This window comes from Renibacterium salmoninarum ATCC 33209 (assembly GCF_000018885.1).
Taxonomy (GTDB): domain Bacteria; phylum Actinomycetota; class Actinomycetes; order Actinomycetales; family Micrococcaceae; genus Renibacterium; species Renibacterium salmoninarum.
On sequence record NC_010168.1, the window covers coordinates 1,517,566 to 1,542,198 of the forward strand.

17 protein-coding genes and 2 pseudogenes are annotated in these 24,633 nt (G+C 57.1%); 4 read left to right on the plus strand and 15 right to left on the minus strand.

The annotated features are described in order from the left end of the window. Positions 1-97: 97 nt before the first annotated feature. Genes guaA through RSAL33209_RS07685 form a run of 3 tightly spaced genes read right to left on the minus strand, consistent with a single transcriptional unit; the run spans position 98 to position 3,032 of the window. Positions 98-1,648: a glutamine-hydrolyzing GMP synthase gene (gene guaA / locus RSAL33209_RS07675; RefSeq protein WP_411740996.1), complete on the minus strand. Its 1,551-nt coding sequence runs from the start codon at positions 1,646-1,648 to the stop codon at positions 98-100. A gap of 59 nt (positions 1,649-1,707) precedes the next feature. Next, positions 1,708-2,184 carry a DUF3817 domain-containing protein gene (locus RSAL33209_RS07680; RefSeq protein ID WP_012245163.1) on the minus strand — a complete coding sequence of 159 codons (477 nt, stop codon included), beginning with the start codon at positions 2,182-2,184 and terminating at the stop codon, positions 1,708-1,710. Continuing rightward, positions 2,184-3,032 carry an SURF1 family protein gene (locus tag RSAL33209_RS07685; protein ID WP_012245164.1) on the minus strand — a complete coding sequence of 283 codons (849 nt, stop codon included), beginning with the start codon at positions 3,030-3,032 and terminating at the stop codon, positions 2,184-2,186. The genes RSAL33209_RS07680 and RSAL33209_RS07685 overlap by 1 nt, the downstream gene beginning before the upstream one ends. 120 nt (positions 3,033-3,152) lie before the next feature. Between RSAL33209_RS07685 and RSAL33209_RS18695 the strand changes: the two genes are divergently transcribed. Genes RSAL33209_RS18695 through RSAL33209_RS07695 form a run of 3 tightly spaced genes read left to right on the plus strand, consistent with a single transcriptional unit; the run spans position 3,153 to position 6,683 of the window. After that, the gene (locus RSAL33209_RS18695) at positions 3,153-3,917 is read left to right on the plus strand and encodes an ABC transporter transmembrane domain-containing protein (protein ID WP_267895934.1); all 765 of its coding nucleotides are present in this window, start codon (positions 3,153-3,155) and stop codon (positions 3,915-3,917) included. Then, positions 3,851-4,870, plus strand: a complete 1,020-nt coding sequence (locus RSAL33209_RS19225) for an ATP-binding cassette domain-containing protein (protein WP_267895935.1) — start codon at positions 3,851-3,853, stop codon at positions 4,868-4,870. Before RSAL33209_RS18695 ends, RSAL33209_RS19225 begins: the two co-directional genes overlap by 67 nt. Further along, positions 4,863-6,683 (plus strand): ABC transporter ATP-binding protein, encoded by a 1,821-nt coding sequence (locus RSAL33209_RS07695; RefSeq protein ID WP_012245166.1) that lies wholly within the window; start codon positions 4,863-4,865, stop codon positions 6,681-6,683. Before RSAL33209_RS19225 ends, RSAL33209_RS07695 begins: the two co-directional genes overlap by 8 nt. 16 nt (positions 6,684-6,699) lie before the next feature. Here RSAL33209_RS07695 and RSAL33209_RS07700 read toward each other — a convergent pair whose 3' ends face one another. The 4 genes and pseudogenes from RSAL33209_RS07700 to guaB all read right to left on the minus strand — a co-directional run bounded on the left by RSAL33209_RS07700 (position 6,700) and on the right by guaB (position 11,868). Further along, complete coding sequence (locus RSAL33209_RS07700; protein ID WP_012245167.1) at positions 6,700-7,191, minus strand: PTS sugar transporter subunit IIA; 492 nt, start codon at positions 7,189-7,191, stop codon at positions 6,700-6,702. 25 nt (positions 7,192-7,216) lie between these two features. Then, positions 7,217-8,899: pseudogene (locus RSAL33209_RS07705) on the minus strand (glycerol-3-phosphate dehydrogenase/oxidase). Positions 8,900-9,104: 205 nt separating this feature from the next. Then, on the minus strand, positions 9,105-10,232 hold the full coding sequence (locus RSAL33209_RS07710) for a GuaB3 family IMP dehydrogenase-related protein (protein WP_012245171.1): 1,128 nt from the start codon (positions 10,230-10,232) through the stop codon (positions 9,105-9,107). Between the two features lie 118 nt (positions 10,233-10,350). Next, positions 10,351-11,868: an IMP dehydrogenase gene (gene guaB / locus RSAL33209_RS07715; RefSeq protein WP_012245172.1), complete on the minus strand. Its 1,518-nt coding sequence runs from the start codon at positions 11,866-11,868 to the stop codon at positions 10,351-10,353. Between the two features lie 288 nt (positions 11,869-12,156). On the opposite strand from guaB, the gene RSAL33209_RS07720 reads away from it, so the two are divergent. Then, on the plus strand, positions 12,157-13,044 hold the full coding sequence (locus RSAL33209_RS07720) for a DUF389 domain-containing protein (RefSeq protein WP_012245173.1): 888 nt from the start codon (positions 12,157-12,159) through the stop codon (positions 13,042-13,044). Here RSAL33209_RS07720 and RSAL33209_RS07725 read toward each other — a convergent pair whose 3' ends face one another. The 8 genes and pseudogenes from RSAL33209_RS07725 to rnc form a co-directional block, all read right to left on the minus strand. After that, the gene (locus RSAL33209_RS07725; RefSeq protein ID WP_012245174.1) at positions 13,045-15,108 is read right to left on the minus strand and encodes an acyltransferase family protein; all 2,064 of its coding nucleotides are present in this window, start codon (positions 15,106-15,108) and stop codon (positions 13,045-13,047) included. A gap of 260 nt (positions 15,109-15,368) precedes the next feature. Further along, positions 15,369-16,985 (minus strand): chaperonin GroEL, encoded by a 1,617-nt coding sequence (gene groL, locus RSAL33209_RS07730; RefSeq protein ID WP_012245175.1) that lies wholly within the window; start codon positions 16,983-16,985, stop codon positions 15,369-15,371. Positions 16,986-17,052: 67 nt separating this feature from the next. Next, the gene (gene groES / locus RSAL33209_RS07735) at positions 17,053-17,349 is read right to left on the minus strand and encodes a co-chaperone GroES (protein ID WP_012245176.1); all 297 of its coding nucleotides are present in this window, start codon (positions 17,347-17,349) and stop codon (positions 17,053-17,055) included. 222 nt (positions 17,350-17,571) lie between these two features. Continuing rightward, positions 17,572-17,814: a hypothetical protein gene (locus tag RSAL33209_RS07740; protein ID WP_049758920.1), complete on the minus strand. Its 243-nt coding sequence runs from the start codon at positions 17,812-17,814 to the stop codon at positions 17,572-17,574. A 50-nt stretch (positions 17,815-17,864) separates the two neighbouring features. Next, positions 17,865-19,130, minus strand: a pseudogene (locus RSAL33209_RS17040) (IS3 family transposase). 84 nt (positions 19,131-19,214) lie between these two features. Beyond that, positions 19,215-22,829 (minus strand): chromosome segregation protein SMC, encoded by a 3,615-nt coding sequence (smc, locus tag RSAL33209_RS07755; RefSeq protein ID WP_012245179.1) that lies wholly within the window; start codon positions 22,827-22,829, stop codon positions 19,215-19,217. 88 nt (positions 22,830-22,917) lie between these two features. Continuing rightward, entirely contained in the window at positions 22,918-23,844 is a 927-nt protein-coding gene (gene mutM / locus RSAL33209_RS07760) for a bifunctional DNA-formamidopyrimidine glycosylase/DNA-(apurinic or apyrimidinic site) lyase (protein ID WP_012245180.1), read from the minus strand. Further along, positions 23,837-24,607, minus strand: coding sequence for a ribonuclease III (rnc, locus tag RSAL33209_RS07765; protein WP_411740988.1), 771 nt, complete (start codon positions 24,605-24,607; stop codon positions 23,837-23,839). Before rnc ends, mutM begins: the two co-directional genes overlap by 8 nt. Between the last annotated feature and the right edge of the window lie 26 nt (positions 24,608-24,633).

A 24,633-nucleotide genomic window follows, 5' to 3' on the forward strand; every position in this document is an offset into this window, starting at 1 on the left:
CCGAGGCTAACCGGTTAGTTCACGATATCGGGTACGGCACACTGAAACGAGCGTAAATCGTTGGCTGTGATCTTGCTGAGGCACTTCACGTTCAGGGTTACTCCCACTCAATGGTTCCCGGCGGCTTGCTGGTGACATCCAACACTACGCGATTGACGCCGTCGACCTCGTTAGTAATTCGGTTGGAAATCCGGGCCAGCAAATCGTACGGAAGCCTGGACCAATCGGCCGTCATAGCGTCCTCACTGGAGACCGGTCGCAAGACAATCGGGTGGCCATAAGTCCGGCCATCACCCTGGACACCAACGCTGCGGACGTCGGCCAGCAGCACAACCGGCATTTGCCACACTTCGTTATCGAGACCTGCCGCCGTGAGCTCGGCGCGCGCAATTGCGTCCGCTTTACGGAGCAGTTCGAGCCGTTCCAAGGTAATCTCGCCAACGATCCGGATGCCTAAGCCAGGTCCGGGGAATGGCTGACGGCCAACGATTTCGGCAGGCAAGCCCAATTGGGCGCCAACCGAACGGACTTCATCTTTGAAAAGCGCACGAAGCGGTTCAACTAAATCGAACTGCAAGTCATCAGGCAGTCCACCCACATTGTGGTGGCTCTTGATGTTCGCAGCACCCTCGCCACCGCCGGACTCGACGACGTCGGGGTACAGCGTGCCTTGGACCAAGAACTTGATCTGCTCGCCGTCTTGACCAGCCTGGGCGACCAGCGCCCGCTCGGCTTCTTCGAAGGAACGAATGAATTCGCGACCAATAATCTTACGTTTTGTCTCCGGATCGCTCACACCAGCGAGCGCGTCCAGGAATCGATCGGCTTCACGAGCCACGTAGAGGTTGACTCCGGTTACTGCCACGAAATCACGTTCGACCTGCTCGGCCTCACCTTCACGAAGTAGGCCATGGTCAACGAAAACGCAGGTCAATTGATCTCCGACGGCGCGCTGCACCAAGGCTGCGGCAACCGCCGAATCCACGCCGCCAGAAAGCCCGCAGATAACTTTTCCGCTGCCGACCTGGGCGCGAATTCGCTCAACTTGCTCTTCAATAACGTTGCCGGTGGTCCAGTTAGGCTCAAGCTTCGCTTCGTTGAAGAGGAAGTTCTCCAAAACTTTCTGACCAAAATTAGAATGCTTCACTTCAGGGTGCCACTGCACACCGTAAAGGCATTTCTCTGGGTTTGAAAAAGCGGCTACCGGAGCACCAGAGGTACTGGCCAGAACTTCAAATCCAGCGGGCGCTTCCTGCACGGAGTCGCCGTGACTCATCCAAACATTTTGTTGATCCGGCGTTCCGGCCAAAATGGAGCGCGATGCACCAGCAGAAGTCACATCAGTGGCACCATATTCGCGCAACCCAGTCTGCGCAACTGTTCCGCCAAGCGCCAGGGCCATTGCTTGAAAGCCATAGCAAATACCGAAAACCGGCACGCCTGCTTCGAAAAGATCTGCTCCAACCGAAGGGGCTCCCTCGGCGTACACACTCGAGGGGCCTCCGGAAAGGATGATCGCGGCCGGATTCTTAGCCAACAACTGCTCGGTGCTGAAGGTATGCGGCACAATCACGGAATAGACGTTGGCCTCACGGACCCGACGTGCAATCAGCTGCGCGTACTGGGCGCCGTAGTCGACAACCAGAATCGGGCGATGGGAAGTCTGCGCTTGGGCGGGGATAGTCACCCTGCAATTCTAACGAAGAATCAGTAGCGTTTTGACGCCTGTGGGTTAGCACTGATTTCCGCGACGGTTTGAGCATGAATACGGCGCTCAACAAAGAAGGAAAGCAACGGTACTACGCCGCCTAAAGCGATCAAGATGAACTTGCTGAACTTCCAACGCATAAGCGACCAGATTCGGAAGTCAGCGATCAAATAAATCACGTACATCCAGCCGTGCACAATCAAAATCGTCGACGAAAGATTGAAGCCGCCTGTTACTGGCAACGCGTTATCTTCGCCAGCTGTGACGAAGCCAAAGCCGTGTGCCGCGCCGGTGACAGAATCCGTGCCGCCAGCAAGCAACACCAAGTTGAAGACATAACGCAGCACAACTTCAGCGGTCAGGAGCAATAGCATCGACCCGGTGAGATAGGCCAAGACCTTGTAAAAACCCAAGGCAGAGCGAATCTGCGCCGTGGTTCCGCCAAAACGACGCTTTGTGGGCCGTTGAGTACTCACTATTGCACTTCCTTGACTTGTTGCTCTGGCTTGACTTGTTCTTCAGGATCAATCGGTTCATCATCGTCGTCGAATTCAGGCTCGTTTTCACGGCGGTAGTCGTCGGCGACTAGCCGCCACCATAAGAACACCGAGAAGCCGGCAAAAACAATCCACTCAACCGCGTAGAAAACGTTGAGCCAGTTGAATTTTTGCTCAACGGGCTGCGGGCCCACCGAAATGCCTTTGAGATCGCTAGAAACGGCGTGCGCACTCACGTCGCCCGCTGCGCTTTGCTCCTTGAAGGAGACCACAAAACCTTGATAGCTGCTTACTTGCCAGACGTTAATCAGTTCCGCAGTGGAGAGCACCGCGAGCTGGCCTTGTGGCAGATTCTTGGCTACTACAGGCGCTTCGCTCGGCAGCAAGCGCCCGGTTAGCGTCAAAGTTCCCGACGGCGGCGGCCCCGCTTTGGCCGGATCCGCGATCCAACCCCTGGCGACCGGAATCACGGTATAGCTAGTCGCGCCTGCGCCCTTGAGCGTCGGAGCACCGTCCACTACGAACGCATCAACTACCCAATAGCCACTTTCGCCGTCGAGGAGTCGATCCTTGATCACCACTTGCTTATTTGCTTCGAAATGACCGCTCATACTCACCACATGATCGGCCACTGTGCCGAGCATCGACTCCCCCGGTTGGAAGACTGAAGTCAGCGGTTTGACCTCTTCAGTAGTCACCGAAGGCTGCTCTGCGGTCTGGGTGGATCGAGAGAATTGCCACTGACTAAGCAGCACAAAAACCGTCGACACCGCGAGCGCTAGAAGTAAGGCAGCGATCCAGCGGGGCTTAAGGGCGGTTTTCAACACCCCTTAAAGGTACTTCGTACCGCTGTAGAAAACCGAACTGCGGCACTTTTTCAGCACAGAATGTAGAAATTCCCCGCCAAACCGTGCCATTGTCGGCCCCCGAGACTAGGCTAGTTTCTTGTGCGTACCTACCCCTACCCCATCAAAGGAAAAGCGGATACCCGTACTCCAGTGCGTTATTTGCTTTGGCTAGGCAGTCTTCAGCTGCCGAGCTTAGCCGGTGGGGTGCTGTGCGGTTCCTTGTGGTTGCTTGCCCAAGCAATGATGCCTTTGGTCTTGGGGCAGTCGATTGATCATGGAATTTTGGCCAAGGATTGGGGCGCACTCTTAGTCGGTGCCCTGGCGATGCTTTTGCAGGGCATCCTCCAAGCGATCTTTGCGGTGTTGCGGCATCGAATTGCGGTTTCTAACTGGCTGCAGGCCGCATTCCGCTCGGTGCAATTGATTGGGCACAAGATTTCGCGCACTGGTGATGCCTTGCCCGCAGCAATCTCGACGGGTGAACTTGTCAACACGGCTGCCTCGGATGCAGTACGAATTGGCCAGATTTACGATCTGACGGCCAGACTTTCCGGCGCGATCTTGTCCTACCTACTGGTTTCATTTTTGATCTGGAACATCTCCTGGCAGCTTGGCCTGATTGTGCTGGTTGGCGTACCGGTATGTTGCGGCATGCTTATGTTCATCATCAGACCGTTGCAAGTTCGCCAACGCGAGCAGCGAGAAATGGCTGGGAAGATGACCGCGGTTGGCGCGGATACCGTCGCGGGTTTACGGGTTTACGGGTATTGCGTGGCATCGGCGGCGAGCACATTTTCGTGGCACGCTACCGTAGTCGCTCGCAAGAAACTCGATTTAGCGGCAATGACGTCGCTAAATCGGTAGCGACTCTCGACGGGACGCAGCTCTTAGTGACCGGTGCTTTTGCCGTGGTTTTCACTTGGTTGGGCGCTGCGATGGCGGTTCGGGGTGAAATCTCGGTGGGCGAACTCATTTCGCTCTATGGATTCTCGGTCTTCCTAGTCACTCCGGTCCGGATTCTCGCCGAAGGAGTCTCTGCGGCAATCCGCGGCTATGTCGGCGCACGGAAACTCAAAGCGGTTTGGGATACCCCGGCTGCGTATTCCGACGACGGCGTGGATGCCGCTCCGCCGGCTCATTCCCCGTTGCGGGACACGGCTTCTGGCGCGGTGCTCCAACCTGGGAGGCTCACCGCGGTAGTGAGTTCAGACCCAGCGGCTTCAACCGAGCTCGCTGAACGGCTAGGCAGGTTCAACGACGCAGTTTTGACGGAGCATCCGTTTTTTTGGGGCGAAACTGATTTGCGCTCAATTCCGATGTTGGACATCCGGGAACGGATAGTTTTCAGCGAAGCAGACCCACAGTTTTTCTCCGGAACGCTACGCGAACTGCTAGACCCGCAAGGCAGCAAAAGCGACGAGTCGATCATGTTGGCGCTGGAGGATACGAGTGCGTTGGACGTCCTTGATGGCCTAGAAAATGGCCTGGATCATCTTGTTACCGAACGCGGTCGCGGTTTTTCTGGTGGACAACGTCAACGCCTTGCCCTGTGCCGGGCGCTGCTCAACGATGCCGAGGTGCTTTTGCTAGCGGAGCCAACAAGTGCTGTTGACGCCCAGACGGAGGCCCGAATTGCTGCGCGCCTACCAGCTGCACGCTCTGGCAAAACAACCTTGATCGCTACGGCTAGTCCGCTCATGCTCGGGATGATGGACGAGGTGCTGTTCTTGATCGAAGGTCGAGTTTCTGCTCGGGGTACGCACCGAGAATTGCTCAATGTCCCGGAATGTCGCGCGGTGGTGATCAGAGGTGAGTGAAATCCCGGTGGGTGAAAATTTCGTTGACGAGTTAGCTGCAGAAACTGCACCTACTCAAGACTCGGCTACTTTGAATGATGGCAAGCTGCCTATTTCCAGCCAGGAACACGTCAAAAAAGAGGCTACGCGGCTGGTCAAGCAGCATCGTGGTGCGCTGACCAAGGTTGTTGGCTTGTTCGTTCTGGCAGCAATAGCTGGCCTCGCGGGCCCGGCGCTGCTGCGTATATTGATTGACGACATTAGCGCTGGCACCACCGTGGAGCACGTCTCTTTCTTCGGCATCTTGCTCATTCTGTTTGTGCTGCTGCAAGCAGTCTTGCAACGTTTTGCCGTGGCCTCCAGCATGATCCAAGGTGAAAAAGTCTTTGCTCAGCTACGCGAAGAGTTCATGGAAAAAGTCGCTTCGCTCCCGCTGTCAACGGTCGAGAAGGCCGGCACGGGAGACTTAGTCTCGCGGACCACGAACGACGTCGAAGCAGTATCCTATGCGGTCCGATTTGCCGTGCCACAAATTTTGGTAAGCGCCGTTACGCTGCTGCTCACCGTGGTTGCGGCCGTGATCGTTTCGCCAATTGTTACGGTGGCTTTGTTGGCTGGAGTTCCGTTGTTGATCCCGGCGACTCATTGGTATTTGAACCGCTCCTCGGCAGGCTACGCTGCCGAGCGCGAGGCTTATGCTGTGATCAATGGTGCGATCTCCGAAACAATTGAGGGCGCTCGCACCGTGGACGCCCTGAGTTTAGGAGCCCTGCGCCGGAAGAAAATCGACGCGGGCTTGGCACAAGCGTTTGGTGCGGAGCGCTACACGCTGTGGCTGCGAAGCTGGCTTTTCCCCTTGACCGAGTTTGCCTTCTGGCTCCCGGTAGCTGTTGTGCTGCTCTGGGGCGGCTGGCTCGCCGGGCAGAACATCGTCAGTGCAGGAGTAGTGGCCGCCGTCGCTCTTTATGCCGTCCAGCTGGTCGATCCGGTAAATACCTTGATCATGTGGCTCGACGAGCTGCAAGTTGGTGCTGCTTCGCTGGTCCGAATTACCGGCATCAAAGAGGTTCCGGCCGATCGTACCGCCGCCGATGCAGTGCCACAGAATGACGACATCGTGGTTTCGGGTGCCCGCTACGCCTACCGCGAGGGACACAATGTCTTGCACGGCATCGACCTGGTACTTCGTCGCGGTGAGCGATTGGCAGTCGTTGGACCATCCGGTGCTGGGAAGTCGACTTTAGGTAGATTGATTGCTGGCATTCATCCGCCGACTGAAGGCACCGTCACGGTGGGCGGCGTCCCGCTAGTTGATCGGCCGCTCGATGAACTACGTCGTGAGGTGGCGCTGGTCACCCAGGAGCACCACGTATTCGTTGGTTCAGTGGTGGACAATGTTCGGCTGGGTCGTGACGACGCTTCGGCTCTGGAAGTAGAAAAGGCGCTGGCCGACGTCGGCGCGTTGGCCTGGGCACAAGAGTTACCCGAGGGACTGGAAACCGAGGTTGGTTCTGGAGCTTTCGCGCTCACCCCCGCCCAGGCTCAAGAGATTGCGCTAGCCAGATTGGTCTTGGCAGATCCGCATACTTTAGTGCTGGATGAAGCTACCTCGCTGATTGATCCGCAGGCAGCTCGAGACTTGGAACGCTCGCTCAATGCCGTACTGGCTGGCAGAACAGTCGTCGCGATTGCGCACCGACTACACACTGCGCACGACGCTGATCGAGTGGCGGTTGTGGAGGGTGGATTGATCACCGAATTGGGTTCGCATGACGAACTCTTGGCGCTTGGCGGTTCCTACGCCGCACTTTGGAATTCTTGGCGGACGGAATAGGCCCTGCCCACCGGGCTTAGTGGTCGAAAAATACTAGAGATGAGTTGATCAGCTCGGCAATGACTTCCGCATCGTGGGCTCGGCGCAGCGACTCTCTAAAGTTCTCCTTGAACAGGGAACGCGCCAAGGTGGCCAGCACTTCGAGGTGCTGAGAGAACGAGCTAGCTGGCGTGCCGATCAACAGAATAACGTTCGCTGGCCCGTCCATTGCGCCGAAATCCAGGGCGTGACCAAACTTAGTGATGCCCACTGCGATGGTCGTTTCCGTCACGTAATCACTACGCGCATGCGGCAAGCCAATCCCGCCTGGTAGACCAGTAGCGAGTTGGTGCTCGCGCGAATTGACCTGCGCCAAGAAGCCGGCCAGATCAGAAATTCGACCGGCTTTAAACATTCGGCCAGCCAACTGAGCCGCCGCGTCTTCTCTGGAATCCGCGACCATTTCCAGAATCACTAACTCCGGAGTGGTTAGCTGGGCGTCATAACGTTCGAATGAATCTTCACTCATGGGGTGCGTAACTCAACTTCCACATTCAAGGTGCTTTAGGCGCATTATCTAAGCCCAAGCGGACGGCATCCGCCGAGGCATCGTCGGGTTGTTCTTGGCTCAACCGTTCTGCCTCTACCCGAGCCAGATACTGTTTTGCTTCGGCGTCTTGTTCGGCTTTTGACCAACCCAGGATCGGCGCCATCAGCTCAGCAACCACGGGCGCCGCAGCAACACCACGATCCCATGATTCAATCGAGATTCGAGTGCTTCGGGTCAATACATCATTGACGTGTAATGCGCCCTCGTGCGTTGTGGCATAAACAACCTCTGCCCGCAGATAATCATCAGCACCAGGCAGCGGCTCGGCCATCGTCGAATCGGCCTTGATGATCGCCAGAAGTTCCGAGGTCATCGAACCGTAACGACCTAAAAGATGTTCAATTCGAGCAACGTGCACCCCGGTCTCTTCGGCCGTTCTTTGACGACGATTCCACGCAGCCTTTTAGCCAACAGCGCCAAGCAGCGGAATGGTCTCGGTGAACTTTCCGGCACTCGCTCGTCAAGCGTTCGAGTTGCCTAATCGATGGCGTCCTTCGCCATTACGCGGTACGTGGTGTATTTGCCGCCAGCAACCACAACAAGTCCCGGTACCGGGTGCGCCACCACATGCTCTCGGGAAAGTTTCGCGGTGGAATCGTTCTCCCCCGCCAACAACGGCCGTAACCCAGCGTAAACACCTTCAACGTCCTCCCGGGTCAGGGGCCGCTTCAGTACTTTTTTTACGTGCTCCAGCACGTAATCAATATCCGCTGCCGACGCCGCTGGATGTGCCTTGTCTAATTTCCAATCAGTGTCGGTGGTGCCAATAATCCAATGTCTGCCCCACGGAATCACGAACAGAACCGACTTCTCCGTGCGCAGAATCAGACCGACCGTGGATTGGAAACGATCCCGAGGCACCACCAGGTGGATGCCTTTCGACGCACGAACTTTGAGTTGGCCGCGATCGGTCACCATGGCCTGAGTTTCGTCGGTCCAAACACCGGTGGCGTTGACCACTTGTTTAGCTCGAATATCGAATTCAGTGCCGTCGAGCTCATTGCGCACTCGTGCGCCCACTACCCGCTCACCTTCGCGCAAGAAGTTCACCACTCGCACGCCATTGGCGGCGTAAGCACCTTAAGAAACTGCCGTGCGCACAAGATCGTTGACCTAGTCGCGCATCATCAACTTGAGCGTCGTAGTAACGAATAGAGCCAATCATGGCATCGTCTTTAAGGCTCGGGGCGGCGCGCAAGGTGCCGCGCTTAGTCAAATGCTTGTGAAACGGTACCCCGCGCGAATTTCCGCTGGTTAGGCCCAAAGTGTCGTAGAGCAAAATTCCGACACCAACATAAGGGCGCTCAACAAATCGCTTGGTCAGCGGGTAGAGAAACGGCACCGGTCGGACCAAGTGTGGCGCAATGCGTTGAATCAAGAGACCACGTTCTTGCAATGCTTCCTGGACCAGGGCGAAGTCAAACATTTCCAAATAACGCAAGCCACCGTGGATTAGCTTCGAGGAACGGCTTGAGGTGCCGGAGGCCCAATCGTTCATCTCCACAATGCCTACATTGAGGCCACGCGTCACCGCATCCAGAGCTGAGCCAGCACCCACCACACCGCCGCCAACAATCAAAACATCCAGCTCTTGACCGGGATTGCTCGTGGCAGTCAAAGCCGCCAAGGAAGCCTGCCTAAATTCCGGGCTAAATTGACCGCCGGTGTTGCTCCCTGGCGTAGAAGTCTCGGGAGCCGTTGTTTTAGCGGTGGTGCTTCGATTACGTGGCGTTGGCACGGTTGCCTCCTCAGCTGTGGCGGATGAATCCAGACTAGTTCCCCCAACAGACAAAAGGCAGCCTACGGCGTCGTCAACTTACTCACGACACCGCTCAGTATGGCGAAACGACCACTTCAACCCGTTGGAATTCTTTGAGATCTGAGTAGCCAGTAGTGGCCATTGAACGACGTAATGCACCCATCAGGTTCGAGGTGCCATCAGCGTGATGCGCCGGTCCAAAAAGCACCTCCTGCAGCGGCCCAACGGTGTCCAGCTTGACCCGATCCCCGCGCGGCATTTCTGGGTGGTGCGATTCAGAACCCCAATGCCAACCTTGACCCGGAGCTTCTTCGGGCCGCGCGAGTGCGGTACCCAGCATTACGGCGTCGGCGCCCATCGCGATCGCCTTGACGATGTCACCCGAGGTGCCCATGCCGCCGTCGGCAATCACGTGAACATAACGACCGCCCGACTCGTCCATGTAGTCGCGACGTGCTGCCGCGACGTCCGAAATTGCGCTTGCCATTGGCGAGTGGATACCCAGCGCTCGTCGTGTGGTGGTACTTGCGCCGCCGCCAAAGCCAACCAAAACCCCGGCCGCTCCAGTGCGCATCAGGTGCAAGGCCGGCGTGTATCCGGCCGCGCCGCCGACGATCACTGGAACATCGAGTTCGTAGATGAACTGCTTCAAGTTCAGCGGCTCTTGGCTCTTGGACACGTGCTCGGCAGACACCGTGGTGCCACGGATCACGAAGATTTCCACCCCAGCGGCAAGCACCGTCTTGTAAAACTCTTGGGTCCGTTGCGGCGTCAGCGCGCCAGCGACAGTTACCCCAGCGGCGCGGATTTCAGCGAGCCTAGACGTGATGAGGTCCGCCTGAACCGGCGCCTGGTAGAGCGCTTGCAGCCGCCGCGTGGCAGCCGGGCTATTGGCCGTTCCTTCAAGTTCAGCAATCTCCGCAAGCACTGCTTCGGGATCTTCGTACCGGGTCCACAGGCCTTCCAAGTCCAAAACGCCAAGACCACCCAAGCCGCCCAAAGCAATTGCGGTAGCCGGTGACATCACCGAGTCCATCGGCGCAGCAATGACCGGAGTTTCAAACTGATAAGCGTCGATTTGCCAAGCAATCGAAACATCTTGAGGGTCCCGGGTTCGTCGCGAAGGCACAATCGCGATTTCGTCGAGGGAATAAGCCCTGCGTCCCCGTTTGCTGCGGCCAATCTCAATCTCGTAAGTCACCGGTCCAGCCTACCGCGCCGGGCACAAACCGGCCCAACGCACAAAATGCCACCGATTCTGGACCGAGCCGGATAAATTTCAGCGGCTCGTTCCAGAATCGGTGGCATCGTAATACGACTTATCGAGTGCCGTAGTTTGGCGCCTCAACCGTCATCTGAATATCGTGCGGATGCGATTCCTTCAAACCAGCTGCCGTGATTCTGACGAATTTACCCTTCGCCTTGAGCTCTGGAATAGTCCGCGCACCGGTGTAGAACATCGTCTGCCGCAGTCCGCCACTGAGCTGGTATGCCACCGAGGACAACGGCCCGCGGTAAGCCACCCGACCTTCGATGCCTTCTGGAATGAGCTTGTCGTCGCCAGAAACATCGGCCTGGAAATAGCGATCTTTGGAGTACGAGGTGTTCTTGCCACGGGTCTGCATCGCACCGAGCGAACCCATGCCGCGATAGGACTTGAACTGCTTGCCATTCACGAAAATCAGCTCACCGGGAGCTTCTTCAGTTCCAGCCAACAATGAACCGAGCATTACAGTGTCTGCACCGGCAACCAAGGCTTTGCCAATATCACCGGAATACTGCAGGCCGCCGTCGGCAATCAAGGGCACGCCAGCAGGACCAGCGGCCTTCGCGGATTCGTAGATCGCCGTGATTTGCGGGACGCCGACGCCGGCAACCACACGAGTGGTACAAATTGAGCCCGGGCCAACGCCAACTTTAATGCCATCCGCACCCGCGTCAATCAGTGCCTGCGCGCCCTCACGAGTCGCTGCCTGACCGCCAATAACATCTACGTGCGCAGCAACCGGATCAGATTTGAGCCGCCGAATCATTTCCAGCACACCCTGCGAGTGCCCGTTTGCCGTGTCAACGAACAGTGCGTCAACGCCAGCATCGATCAGGCGCATCGCGCGCTCCCAGCCATCACCAAAGAAGCCGATGGCCGCGCCAACACGCAGCCGCCCTTCGTCATCTTTGGTGGCCAAAGGATACTGCTCAGCCTTGGTGAAGTCCTTGACCGTGATCAAGCCACGAAGATGACCGGCGTCGTCAACCAAAGGAAGTTTTTCGATCTTGTTTTTTGCCAGCAGATCAGAGGCGTCTTCGCGGCTAATGCCGACCTTGCCGGTGATCAAAGGCATCTTGGTCATCACTTCGTGCACCAAGCGGGTGGGGAAATCAGGCTCCAGCACAAAGCGCGTATCGCGGTTAGTCACAATGCCGAGTAGCTTGCCAGCAGTGTCCACCACCGGAAGGCCAGAAACGCGGTATCGAGCGCACAGCTCATCAAGCTCGGCAAGTGTTGCTTCAGGGCCAATGGTCACCGGGTTGGTGATCATGCCGGACTCGCTGCGCTTGACGCGGTCGACTTGCTCGGCCTGATCGTCAATAGAAAGGTTCCGGTGCACTACGCCGAGCCCACCTTGGCGGGCCATCGCGATTGCCATCCGGGATTCGGTCACCGTATCCATCGCGGCTGAAAGCAACGGGGTCTCTACTGTGATTCGCTTAGATAGTCGCGAAGAGGTGTCTGCTTCGGAAGGAATGACGTCGGTGTGCCCAGGCAGCAACAGGACGTCGTCGTAGGTGAGCCCGATCAGGGCGAAGGGATCGTTAGGCAATTCGTTCTGGGTCACAAGGTCTCCTCAGGCGGGGGTACCGGGTGGGATTTGCAACCGATGGCCGACGCGTGATTACGAGTCTGACCTGTGCGCTTTTCCGGGGTTGGATACATCCTAAAACGAAACTTGGGACGTTCCTATTCCAGATGCTGCTCTGGCCTCTTCAGTGTGAGTGAATTCACCGATTCCCAGCTCAAGACAGTTAGAGTCGGTGGCATGACGCTTCAAGTGCGCATGGTCAGCCCAGCCGAACTAACCGAGCAAGTGATCACATTGGCGACGGCATAGCTGGGCATAGTAGAAGTGGCCACCTTTCCGGGCGCTTCAGTTATGCCCGCTGGCGATGTGGTGGTGTTGCAAGTGGTTCGCGAAGCCGCGGGCGAACTCATCGAAAACCTCGACCGGCTGGGTTTAGCGGAATCCGGATCCATCACGGTAGACACGCCGAAACTAGTACTTTCCGCGCGCGCCGAGGCCGCGGCTGAAGCTGCGCCCGGCGAAGGCGCAGACGCGGTGATCTTGGACGAGGTCGAGAAGAACACCAACGAGGACGCGAAACTCTCCTGGAGTTTTCTAGCCTTCCTCATCATTGCGACGCAATTGGCGGGCATCGGCATTGTCACGAATTCCACCATTGCGATTGTCGGTGCCATGGTGGTGGGGCCCGAGTTTGGTCCGCTGGCTGGCTTAGCACTGGCTATCGTGGACCGCCGTTGGGGTCTTGCCCGCCGGGCCGCGGCAGCCCTGTTAGTCGGATTCCCGATCGCAATGGCGATCTGTGCACTCGCGGTATGGGTGTCGCTACCGCTGGGCCTGATCGATCGAAATTCGATCAACCAGGGCGATTCGGCGGTGGAGTTCATTTACCACCCCGGACCTTTTTCATTCATCGTCGCCGTGCTAGCTGGGGCCGCGGGCATGATCTCGCTGATCGGGCGAAAATCAGCTGTCCTAGTAGGCGTCTTCATTTCGGTGACCACGGTGCCAGCCGCCGGTTTTGTCGCCGTCGCCTTGGTACTTGGTGAGCCGGAGAAGGCCGCAGGATCAGCGATTCAGCTAGTTCTCAACCTGTTGGGAATCGTGGTTTCCGCCGTCGCTGTTTTGATCTTTTACCGGATGGTCCTGGCGCATAGACCGCACCCAGAAGTGCTCAGCCACAACCCGTACCGTAGCTATAAACCACACGGATAACTATGGTGCCGGAGCCCAATCTGTAGCGGCAAAAAGGCGCTGGGTAAAGACCGGGCCCATCGTGGCCGAATAGTCTTTGGTCAGGTGGTTGTCGTCAATATAGACGAACATATTGCCCACTACGCCAGAGCATTTTTGCTCGCCGCAAATGTAGTCGGTCATATCCAACATGAACAATCCCGCGGGCGGATCCTGGAGAGCATCGAACGGGTTGGTGTCCGCTAGCAATGTATCCAAGGCCGGATTACATTGCGGCGCCTTGCTGCCGTTGCTGATCACGCACTCCGCCATGTTGAAGGAGAATCGCGGATTATCGCGGATTGCGATCACTTGGATGCCTTGAGCGATCAGGTTTCCGGTAGCTTGCGCAAATCCAGGTTGCAACACCTCATCTGGCGATGATGGCTTAGCTACAGTGCCGACCATTAGCACTGCATCTGGTTTGCGTTCAGTGACATACTCCGTGGCCTCTTGGTTGAAGTTGTTGCAATCGGCCGTGGCTTGCGCCACCGAGATGCTGTAGGGACATGCTGCCTTGATGATGGAAATAATTTCCCAGTTGTTTTCATCTGCTGCGTATTGCAAGGCTGGCATCCATTGCTCAGAATGCGAATCCCCCATACTCACAATCGATTTGCTCGGATTTTGCGTGGCAGAATGTGCCCGGCAAACCGTCTTGATATCCGGTACAGAACTGGACCACTCGCCAAGGCAAGAAGAATCAAGCACGGCAAACTGCTCAGAAATCTGAGCAGGCACTGGCTGGATGGGTGCTTGCGGATTCCCTTGCAGCTCGAAGCCAGGCGTCAAAGCCGCGGCACCCGGGTTGTCCGCTGAAGAGTTCTGCGATGCCTCGGTGACTTGGGCTTTGACAAAGCCTTGCCAGCTGAGCAGCGGCACTGCGGCAATCACTACGCAGACTAAAACCACCGGAACTGATCGATACCACGCCGCCTCAACCCATTTGATGCGTCGAGCTGGGCGTTCGATGAAACGAGTGCAAATAATAGCCAACAGCACCGAAACGATGATGATTGCCGATCCGACAATCCAGCCCACTGATTCACGCTCTTGCCAGCTGAGAAAAATCACCAGAATCGGCCAGTGCCAAAGATAGAGACCGTAGGAATTTCCGCCCATAAAGGTCAGTGGTTTGGAGCTGAGAAGCCGGTCCGCGCCCCAACGCGATTTGGTAGCACCGGCAACAATGACGGCGGCCGCAGCAAGCGTTGGCCAGAGCGCCATATAGCCGGGGAACTGCTGATCAACCTGCAAAACCAATCCGCAGGCAATCATTGCCGCGATGCCAAGCCAGCCCATGGCAATGCGCACCACTCTGGGTAGGTTCAGATAGGGCAGGGCCAAGGCAAGCAAAGATCCCAGCGCAAATTCCCAGAGTCTGGTGCGCAAGTTGAAATAAGCGAACGCTTGGTTTGTCTGAGTTTCCACTATCGAAAAAGTCAGAGATGCGATGAAGATCAAGCTAAAGACGATCAGCATGAGCTTCTTATGATTCCAGCCAAACTTTTTGCGCACGACGGCGATTGCCAAGAAAATCAGCGGCCAAAGAAGAAACACTTGGCCCTGGATCGAAAGCGACCAGAAATCTTGTAGCGGGCTGGCGGCCTCATGGTTGGCGTAGTAGTCAACGGCATTCGCAGCTAGCGACCAGTTCTCAAAGTAGAAAAGCGAAGCCCAACCCTCGGAGATAATCGAGGGCCAGCGATTGCCCGGTAGCAGCAGCCAGCTCATCACTACGGTGGCAGTGATAACCACCACGGCGATTGGCAACAGTCGTTTGAGCAGGTGTAGCCAATGCTTACCCAGGTTGATCCGCTCGCCGCGTTCGATCTTTCGGGTGAACTGCGATGTCATCAAAAACGAGGAGATCAGTAGAAAAACATCAACGCCGCCGGAGACCCGGCCTAGCCAGATGTGGTAGATGACGATCAGGAAAACCGCGAAGAAGCGCAATCCTTCGATCTCAGGTCGAAAGGTCCGTACGGGAGTTTTTGATGACTCAGCAAGGTCCCCATTCGCCTGCGCTTGATTCGCTAGCTTCACCTGCAGTACTTCCTTTACTCGCTCCTGGCCGCGTTAAACGCGGCCAGGAGTCGGCAGGCTCAGCTGGAAGCCAACTCAGTATCGGCTGTGAAGCACATCCACGCCCCAAGTACTCTTTTCATCCGCCGAGTGTCGACTTATGGCTGGAATTTGGTGCTTTTTCCGACCATAAGTCGACACTCGGCGGATGAAGAAGGGCCCGACTCCGGAAATGAGTCGGGCCCTTCTTTGTGGAGCTTGATCGAGCTTGGTCGAGCTAGTTAGTGCTGGTGACCTGCGTGTGAGTCTGACTCGTCTTCTTCTGGCTTCTCCACTACGAGTGCTTCGGTGGTCAACACCAGAGCAGCGATCGAAGCGGCGTTACGCAGTGCGGAACGAGTGACCTTTACCGGGTCAATAACACCCTGGGCAATCAGATCGCCATACTCGCCGGTCGCGGCATTGAAACCGTGACCATCGGGCAGTTCGGCAACCTTGCTGATGACCAAGTAGCCATCGTGCCCGGCGTTTTCAGCGATCCAGCGCAAAGGCTGAGCTACTGCGCGGCGAACCAAGTTGACTGCAGTTACTGCATCGCCTTCGAGCGCCTTGACTTCAGCATTCTCATCAAGTGCTTTAGCGGCCTGAACCAGCGCAGAACCGCCGCCGGCAACAATGCCCTCTTCGAGTGCTGCGCGGGTGGAAGAAACTGCATCTTCGATGCGGTGTTTCTTTTCCTTCAGCTCGACCTCGGTGGCTGCGCCAACCTTGATCACGCCAATGCCGCCAGCCAACTTGGCCAACCGCTCCTGCAGCTTCTCTTTGTCCCAATCCGAATCGGTGCGCTCTAGTTCAGCGCGCAACTGCGAAACGCGATCAGCGACGTCGGCATCAGTTCCAGCACCATCGACAATCGTGGTGTTGTCTTTGGTGACGGTGATCCGGCGCGCGGTACCCAAAACCTCAAGACCAACCTGATCAAGTGACAGACCAATCTCCGGAGAGACAACCTGTGCACCGGTCAGAATGGCAATGTCTTGCAGCATCGCCTTGCGACGATCGCCAAAGCCAGGAGCTTTCACTGCCACGACGTTGAGGTTTCCACGCAATCTATTCACGATCAACGTGGAAAGCGCTTCACCATCTACGTCTTCAGCGATGATGAACAGCGGCTTAGAAGCCTTGAGGGTCTTTTCCAAAAGCGGCAAGAATTCCTGAATCGAAGAGATCTTACCCTGGTTGATCAGGATAAGAGCATCTTCGAGCACGGCTTCTTGACGCTCGTGGTCGGTGACGAAATGCGGCGACAAGTAGCCCTTGTCAAACTGCATTCCCTCGGTGAGTACCAGCTCAGTCACCATCGAGGAGGATTCCTCAATGGTGATAACGCCGTCTTTGCCGACCTTGTCGAATGCCTCAGCCAGCAGTTCGCCAATTTCCGGGCTCTGCGCGGAAATTGCGGCTACCGAAGCAACCTGTCCGCCAGCAACTTCGCGAGTATTTTCCAGCAACCGGCCGGCGATAGCTTCTACTGAAACCTCGATGCCGTGCTTGAGCGCGCTCGGTGCAGCACCGGCAGCAACGTTGCGCAAGCCCTCTTTGACCAGAGCCTGTGCCAGCACAGTCGCCGTCGTGGTGCCGTCGCCGGCCACGTCGTTCGTCTTAGTGGCAACTTCCTTGGCCAACTGCGCGCCAAGGTTCTCATACGGATCATCAAGCTCGATCTCGCGCGCAATGGTTACGCCGTCATTAGTGATTGTGGGGGCGCCCCACTTTTTGTCCAAAACAACGTTGCGTCCGCGCGGGCCAAGGGTAACCTTGACCGCGTTAGCCAGACGGTCAACGCCGGCTTCAAGAGACTTGCGAGCCGCGTCGTTGAATTCAATCTGCTTAGCCATGAGTCATGTCCTTTCAGACCAAAACCCCGCTGATCACCCTTGTGGGGCGGTCGCGGGGCAAAGGTTGTTACTTGACGACGATGGCCAGAACGTCACGGGCCGAAAGAACCAGCAGCTCTTCGCCGCCAGTCTTGACCTCGGTGCCGCCGTACTTGGAGTAGAGCACGACGTCGCCCACGGCTACGTCGACAGGAACCCGGTTGCCGTTGTCATCAACGCGGCCTGGGCCGACGGCGACAACTTCGCCTTCCTGTGGCTTTTCTTTAGCGGAGTCCGGGATAACCAGACCGGAAGCGGTGGTCTGCTCAGCGTCAAGCTGGCGGACGACAATACGATCCTCAAGAGGCTTAATAGAGACCGACACTCGGACCTCTCCTTCTCAAAATTTGCGGTAATTGGATGACCGCGCCACAGGCGCCAACCGTCGTCGCGGTGCCGGTAAGTGCACCGTGGATGCAGTCAGATGATTAGCACCCTCAGTACGAGAGTGCTAACAAAGACTCTATTGACTCGGTTAGCACTCGGTCAAGGTGAGTGCCAATTTTGTTGCCGGTTTAGCTCTCAGAGTAGTCAGCGCAACAAGGCGTCACTCTCCCAAAGCCGCAAAGACATACACGCAAAGGAACCCCACGAAGAACAAAGCGGTCAGCACGGTGGTCTCTTTGTGCTCGTGTGCTTCAACTAATAACTCTTCCACCACTAAGTACAACAATGCCGCGGCACCGAAAGCCAGCACGGCTGCGAGTACCGCTTCTGGGGCACCGGCCAAAAGGAACAACGCGATCAACGCGCCGACGAAAGTAAAGAGTGAAAGCGCAAAAGTTACCAACGCTGCTTTGACCGGCGCAATGAATCGCCCCGGTGTGTCCGGAGGGTTTCTCAGACGATGAGCCTGTCGGCGGCTGCCGTGCTCTGGTAGTGATTGTAGTAGTGGTTTTCTAGCTCTACTGGTGGGATGTCTCCGCAGTACTGGTAGAGCCTTCGGTGGTTGTACCAATCGACCCATTCAGCGGTGCCGATTTCGACTTCTTCTAGAGTCCGCCAGGGCTTGCCGGGTTTGATCAGCTCGGTCTTATAAAGCCCGTTGATGGTTTCCGCCAAGGCGTTGTCGTAACTATCACCCACAGAACCGATCGAGGGGCGGATACCGGCCTGGGCCAGGCGTTCGGTGAAGGCCAAGGAGGCGTATTGAGCCCCGGCATCGTGATGATGAATCACCCCGGAAATCTCAGCCCCGGCCCGTTCACGACTCCAGATTGCCTGATTAACTGCGTTGAGCACTAGCACGGTGTTCATAGAAGCACTCGCTGACCAGCCCAGGATCCTCCGAGAGTAAGCATCGATCACGAAGGCAACATAGACCCACCCGGACCAGGTCGAAACATAGGTGAAATCATCTACCCATAGCCGATCCGGTGCCGTTGGTGTGAAATCACGGCGGACCAAGTCCTTCGCTCGGGCCGCCTTCGAGTCTTTGATCGTGGTGCGTTTGACCTTGCCACGGACCGCACCCTGTATGCCAAGTAACCCCATGAGCCGTTCTACCGTGCACCTGGCCACCGGCACACCTTCACGGTTCATCGCCAACCAGACTTTCCTGGTGCCGTAAACCCCGTAATTAGCGGCATACACCTTCTGGATCACGGGCTTGAGCACCTCATCACGTTGTTCTCGGTGAGATCGTGTTTTATCCACCCATTCGTAGTACGTGGACGGGGCGGTCTTCACCCCGTCCCAGTAAGCACCTGGCAGATCGACTCGACACCCCACCGCAATCCATTATTCTCGCGGTGACCGGCATGGTCCTTGATGTATTTCACGATCAGTGTTGTGGCGGTCGAGTTCGACCGCGAAAAAAGCTGAAGCACTCCGAAGGATCGCGTTCGCCCGTTTCAGCTCAGCGTTCTCACGCCGTAACCGTTTCAGCTCGGCCGATTCCGTGCTCGTTGTTCCAGTTCTAGTACCAACATCGATCTCGGCTTGCCGGACCCATTTACGCACCGTTTCCGGCACACCCACACCCAAAAGCTGGGCAACTTTTTGCATCGCCGCCCACTCCGAAGATGCACCCTCCATCTCCGCCACCATGCGCACCGTACGATCCTTCAACTCCTGCGGATACCGTGTCGTAGTTTTCCCTGCCATGTCCTGATCCTCTCAAACAAGAAAGTCTCCGGACACACCGGGGCGATTCAGTCCAGCCACAAAAGATCCGGTCAACAGAAAAAGCTAGGCGTCTACGGTCAACCGTTGACTGATCACAGTAGAAACACCGTCGCCGCGCATAGTGACGCCGTAAAGTGCGTCTGCAACTTCCATCGTGCGTTTCTGGTGCGTAATCACAATGAGCTGGCTGGATGCGCGCAGTTCTTCAAAGATCGTAATCAACCGGCCCAGATTGGTGTCATCCAAGGCAGCTTCCACCTCGTCCATGACGTAGAACGGTGACGGCCGTGCTTTGAAGATCGCTACGAGCAGTGCGACGGCGGTCAGTGAACGCTCACCGCCGGAAAGCAAGGAAAGGCGTTTGATCTTCTTGCCAGCCGGTCTCGCCTCAACTTCGATGCCGGTGGTCAACATATCTTCCGGATTGGTCAACACCAATCGACCTTCACCGCCAGGAAACAACCGGCCAAAGACCCGCTCAAATTGGGCCGCAGTATCAGCAAATGCCGCAGTAAACACTTGCTCAACCCGCTCATCGACTTCACGGATGATGTCTAACAGGTCCTTACGACTGGCTTTGAGATCCTCCAGCTGACTGGCCAAGAATTGATGCCGCTCTTCCAACGCCGCAAACTCCTCCAGTGCCAACGGATTCACCTTGCCCAAAGCACTAAGGTCTCGCTCAGCACGCTTGAGCCGCTTTTCTTGTTCCTCCCGCACAAAAGGAATGCCTTCGCGGATAGCTTGGCCGTCGTCGTCCACCTGCACTCGGAGCGCTGCCCACTTATCAGTGATTTCGCCTGGACCATGCGGAACCAAAGTGTCTGGCCCGTATTCAGTAATCAAATGCTCTGCCGTCAGTCCAAGCTCTTCAATAGCCCGATTCTCCAAAGCTTCAATGCGCAGGCGTTGTTGCGTCCGTGCCAGTTCGTCCTGATGCACTGAATCAGTCAGCTCCGCTAATTCGGTACTGTGCACCTCGTTACGAGCTCTGATTGATGCCAGCTCAGCATCCCGAACGGCGCGCAGCTCTTCGGCGGCGTCTCGCTCACGTGCGGCCAAATCGACCGAGACATCTGCATATTGCAAGACCAAACTAACGCCCTGCGCCACCGCCGCAGCCTTGCGCGCCTGAAATTGGCGAACCTTTGCCCGCGCCGCAGCTTGTTTCCGAGCCTGCCGCTCCGTCGCGGCAGCTCGCTCTAATGAAGCCGCTCGATTCGAAATGCTGGTGAGTTGCTCCTCACCACTGCGCAGGGCTAGTCGAGTTTCCATTTCGGTCGCCCGTGCAGCCACCGCGGCGGCGGCAAGTTCATCGCGTAATTCGGTGGAGGGCTCTTCGTCTAACGGCGCTTCCTGGGCAGCGTGCAGTCGCTCAGATATCTCACCGAGCGCGCCCTGTTCACGCTCAATACTGGCTTGTGCGGTCTCAATCGCTAGCGCGATGCGGTCGCTCTCCCCCACAGCGGAACGCAAAGTAGTCCCCAAATGTCCCAGGCGCTCGGCCACTGAAGCCATCCGAGCATCAGATTCGTGCAGCTTTTCCAATGCGGCATCGACCGCGACCTGCGCTTCCAGGCGCCGCGAGTTTGCACCGGAAAGTTCAAAAGTGCTGCGTTCCAGTTCCGCACTCAGCACAGTGATCCGCTGTGCGGCCTCCTCGACGGCGGCCAAAAGTTCCAATTGCGACGGCGCAGAAGCAGAGCCGCCGCGCGCACTAAAGGCAGTAAAAACCTCCCCCGCTTCGGTTACCGCGGTCAGGCTGGCATTTTTCTCAATGACTTCACGCGCCTGGCGCATATCGGGAACTACCACCACGTGCGCAAGGGCGTTGCCAATTGCTGCCGAAATTTGCGGCTCGGCCTTCACCAAATCCAAAGCAGCTTTGGCGCCTTCGACTTCTGCCGCTGCTGCTCTGGCCTCTTTCGCTCTGGCCGCTGCCACCAATTTCGGATCAGTGGAGGACTTTCCAGCGAGCAATAATTCTAGCCGACCGGCGTCGTCCGTTTTGGCCCATTGCAACGAATCCACCGCAACAGCAAGATCAGACACTGCTACGGCTTCGGCAAGTGCGCCTAACGCTGAGGCAATCGCGTTTTCGCTGCCTGGCGAAACGTCAAGTAGCGCCGAGACCGTACCAAGTACGCCTTTGCGGGCGGAGGCTAGAAGTTGCGCAGAACCATCTTTGCGCTCCAGCCCCACCTGCAACGCATCTCGGCGAGCAGTCAAGGATTCCCGTTCACGCTCAGCCTTTTGCCGGCGATCACTGAGCTGCGCAATGCTTTCAGTCAAAGCGTCCAACGCCTCGCTAGCGTCCTCGTAATCAGAATCGAGTGACTCTTCGCCTTCTTCAACGCCGGCAATCTGCGACTCTAATGCCGTGAATTCTTGCTGCGCAGACTGTCTACGCTGCTCCCCTGAAGTTTGGCTCGCACGTAACCTGCCCAGCTCAGCTTCAGCCGCCTCAACCCGCGATCGGGCGGCACCAACTTGACCCGCCAACCGGGCCAAACCTTCACGGCGGTCTGCCGTTGCGCGCAAGATCGCGGTAAGTCGCTGCTCTTCGGCTTTTGCGGCCTCTTCGGCTTGACCTCGACTGGAAATTGCCACCTCCAGCGCGCTACGCCGATCGGCCAATCCGCGCTCCAGCTCCGCTTGTTCCGCCCGGACCGAGGCAGCTTGCTGTTCTAAGCGTTCTGGATCGCGACCGGTATCGGCGATTGCGTCGGTGCTACCCAGCAGGCGACGCCGCTCCGAGGCAAGATTTCCTAGCGAACGCAGCCGTTCGCGATGTGCAGAAAGTTGATACCAGGTGTCTCTTGCCGCGTTCAGAAGCGGGGTTGCCTGGGCAGCCAACTGTTCCAGCTCCGCTTGGCGCAGCCGCCCAATTTCAAGCGCCGCCTCCACCTCAGCGCGCCGAGCTTTCAAAGCAGTCTCATCGGCAACTTCTTGTTCCAACGAACCTCGAAGCTCAACCAAATCATCAGCCAACAATCGGGCCCGGGCATCCCGAACCTCAAATTGCACGCTTTGTGCCCGTCGCGCTACCTCAGCTTGTTTACCCAGCGGCGTTAGTTGGCGCCGGATCTCGCTGGTCAAGTCACCAAGCCGGGTCAGATTCGCTTGCATCGCTTCAAGCTTGCGTAAAGTCTTCTCTTTGCGACGGCGATGTTTCAGAATTCCAGCCGCTTCTTCGATGAAGCCGCGCCGATCTTCCGGCGTCGCATGCAGTACTTTATCCAGCTGGCCCTGACCGACAATAACGTGCATCTCCCGGCCCAGTCCGGAATCCGAAAGCAACTCTTGAATATCCAGCAGTCGAGCACTCTCACCGTTGATTGCATATTCGCTGCCGCCGGTGCGAAAGAGCGTGCGTGAGATGGTGACTTCGCTGTAGTCAATGGGCAAAACGCCGTCGGCATTATCAATGGTCAGCGAGACCTGCGCCCTGCCCAGCGGCGGACGCCCCGAGGTACCCGCAAAGATGACATCTTCCATTTTGCCACCGCGCAGAGTTTTCGCGCCCTGTTCACCCATCACCCAAGCTAGCGCGTCAACAACGTTCGACTTACCTGAACCATTAGGCCCGACGACGGCGGTCACCCCGGGTTCAAAGTCGAACGTCGTCGCTGAAGCAAACGACTTGAAGCCCCGGAGCGTGAGGCTTTTCAGGTGCACAGGGCGGCTCTTTCTGGAGGGGTCGGTACCGACCGGGGGTATTACCTTGAGCCAAATCTACGCGCTCAGCGGCAGAATCTGCGGGATTTCACGGTTTGGGCTGGCACACCGGGCACAGATAAGAGGAGCGATTCATGAACGGTGCACGCCGGATCAAAGTCAAAAGACCATTATCTTGGCAGCGATAGCAGGGCTTATTCTCCCGGCCATAGACATTCAATGACCGTTCGAAGTAACCGGAAGCGCCATTGACGTTCACATAGAGCGAGTCAAAAGTTGTACCGCCCACGGCCAACGAAGCTTCCATGACCTTGCGTACATTGCGGATTAGCTCGTCAAGCTGCGTGAAGCTCAGCTGCCCAGCTGGCGTGGCATAGTGCAAAGAGCTTGCCCAGAGCGATTCATCCGCGTAGATATTTCCAACCCCGGAAATCCGGGCCTGATCGAGCAGCACCCGCTTGATGCCGATCTTGCTACCCTTGAGCAGATTTGCAAAGTCCGAAAGTGAAAAATTCGGGTCAAGCGGATCCTTCGCAATATGCGCAGCCTCCGCGGCGATCCAGGGCTGGTCATCACCTAAGCCGCCCGGCAACCCGTCAGCCGTCGGCACTAGTTCGGAGACAAACATGCCACCGAAGATCCGCTGATCCACAAAACGCAGTTCTTTAGCCAGATCGTCATCAGGGCCAAAATCTATCCGCACCTTGAGATGTTTTTCATCGGCATGCTCTGGGTCTTGCATGAGCATTTGCCCGCTCATGCCCAGATGGGTCACCAGCGCAGTCCCAGTAGCGTGCCCGTCTGCCGGATAAAAGAGCGACAGCCACAGGAACTTCCCGCGTCGGGAAACCGAACCGATGCGATTTCCAGCCAATTGGGCACGGAAGTCCTCGACCCCTAGCAGATGGCGGCGAATCGAGCGCGGATCGAGAACTTGAACGTTCTCGATAGTGCGGCCAACAACCAATTTCTGCAGCCCGCGACGAACAACCTCAACCTCGGGCAGTTCAGGCATCTGCGGATTTACGTTGCGGGGCCGCGTTTTTCGCAGAGTTTTGCGCGGTGCCTTGCGCTGAGTTCTGGGCGGTACCTTGTACCGGAGGACGGATTTCCCGCCAGCTATTGGCGGCAGCATCCTGTTCGGCTTCTTTTTTAGAGTGACCGCGTCCGCTTTGGTACGACGTGCCACCGATCCAAAGCAACGCCTGGTAGGTGCGCGCGTGGTCGGGGCCTTGCCCGGTAACCTCGTAACGCACCGGGCCTAGCTGCCTATTAGCAGCATGTTCTTGGATATTGGTTTTCCAGTCGGTTGCCGCACCAAAATTTCCGGCGTCGGCTAATAGCGGACCGACCAATCGCATCACCATTTGCCGTGCGGTCTCAATATCGTTGCAGATATACGCCGCACCAAAAAGCGCTTCCATGGTATCTGCCAAAATGGAGGCCTTGTTCTTGCCGTCCGTCAGCAACTCACCTTGGCCAAGCAAGATAAATTCGCCCACGCCTAATTCACGCGCGACTCCGGCCAACGCCCGGGTACTCACGACGGCGGATCGACGCTTGGCCAACTCCCCCTCGGCAAGGCCCGGATTATCCCGGTAAAGGGCATCGGTGACTGAAAGCCCCAAAACGGAGTCGCCAAGAAACTCCAGGCGCTCGTTGGTGGGAATGCCGCCGTTTTCATAAGCGAAGGACCGATGAGTCAGGGCAAGACGAAGCGTCCCGGCATCGATATCGACACCGAGACGCTTCAAAAGCTCTGCGCTATTAGGCACCATCTGACCCTTGCCTTGCAACGCTATAT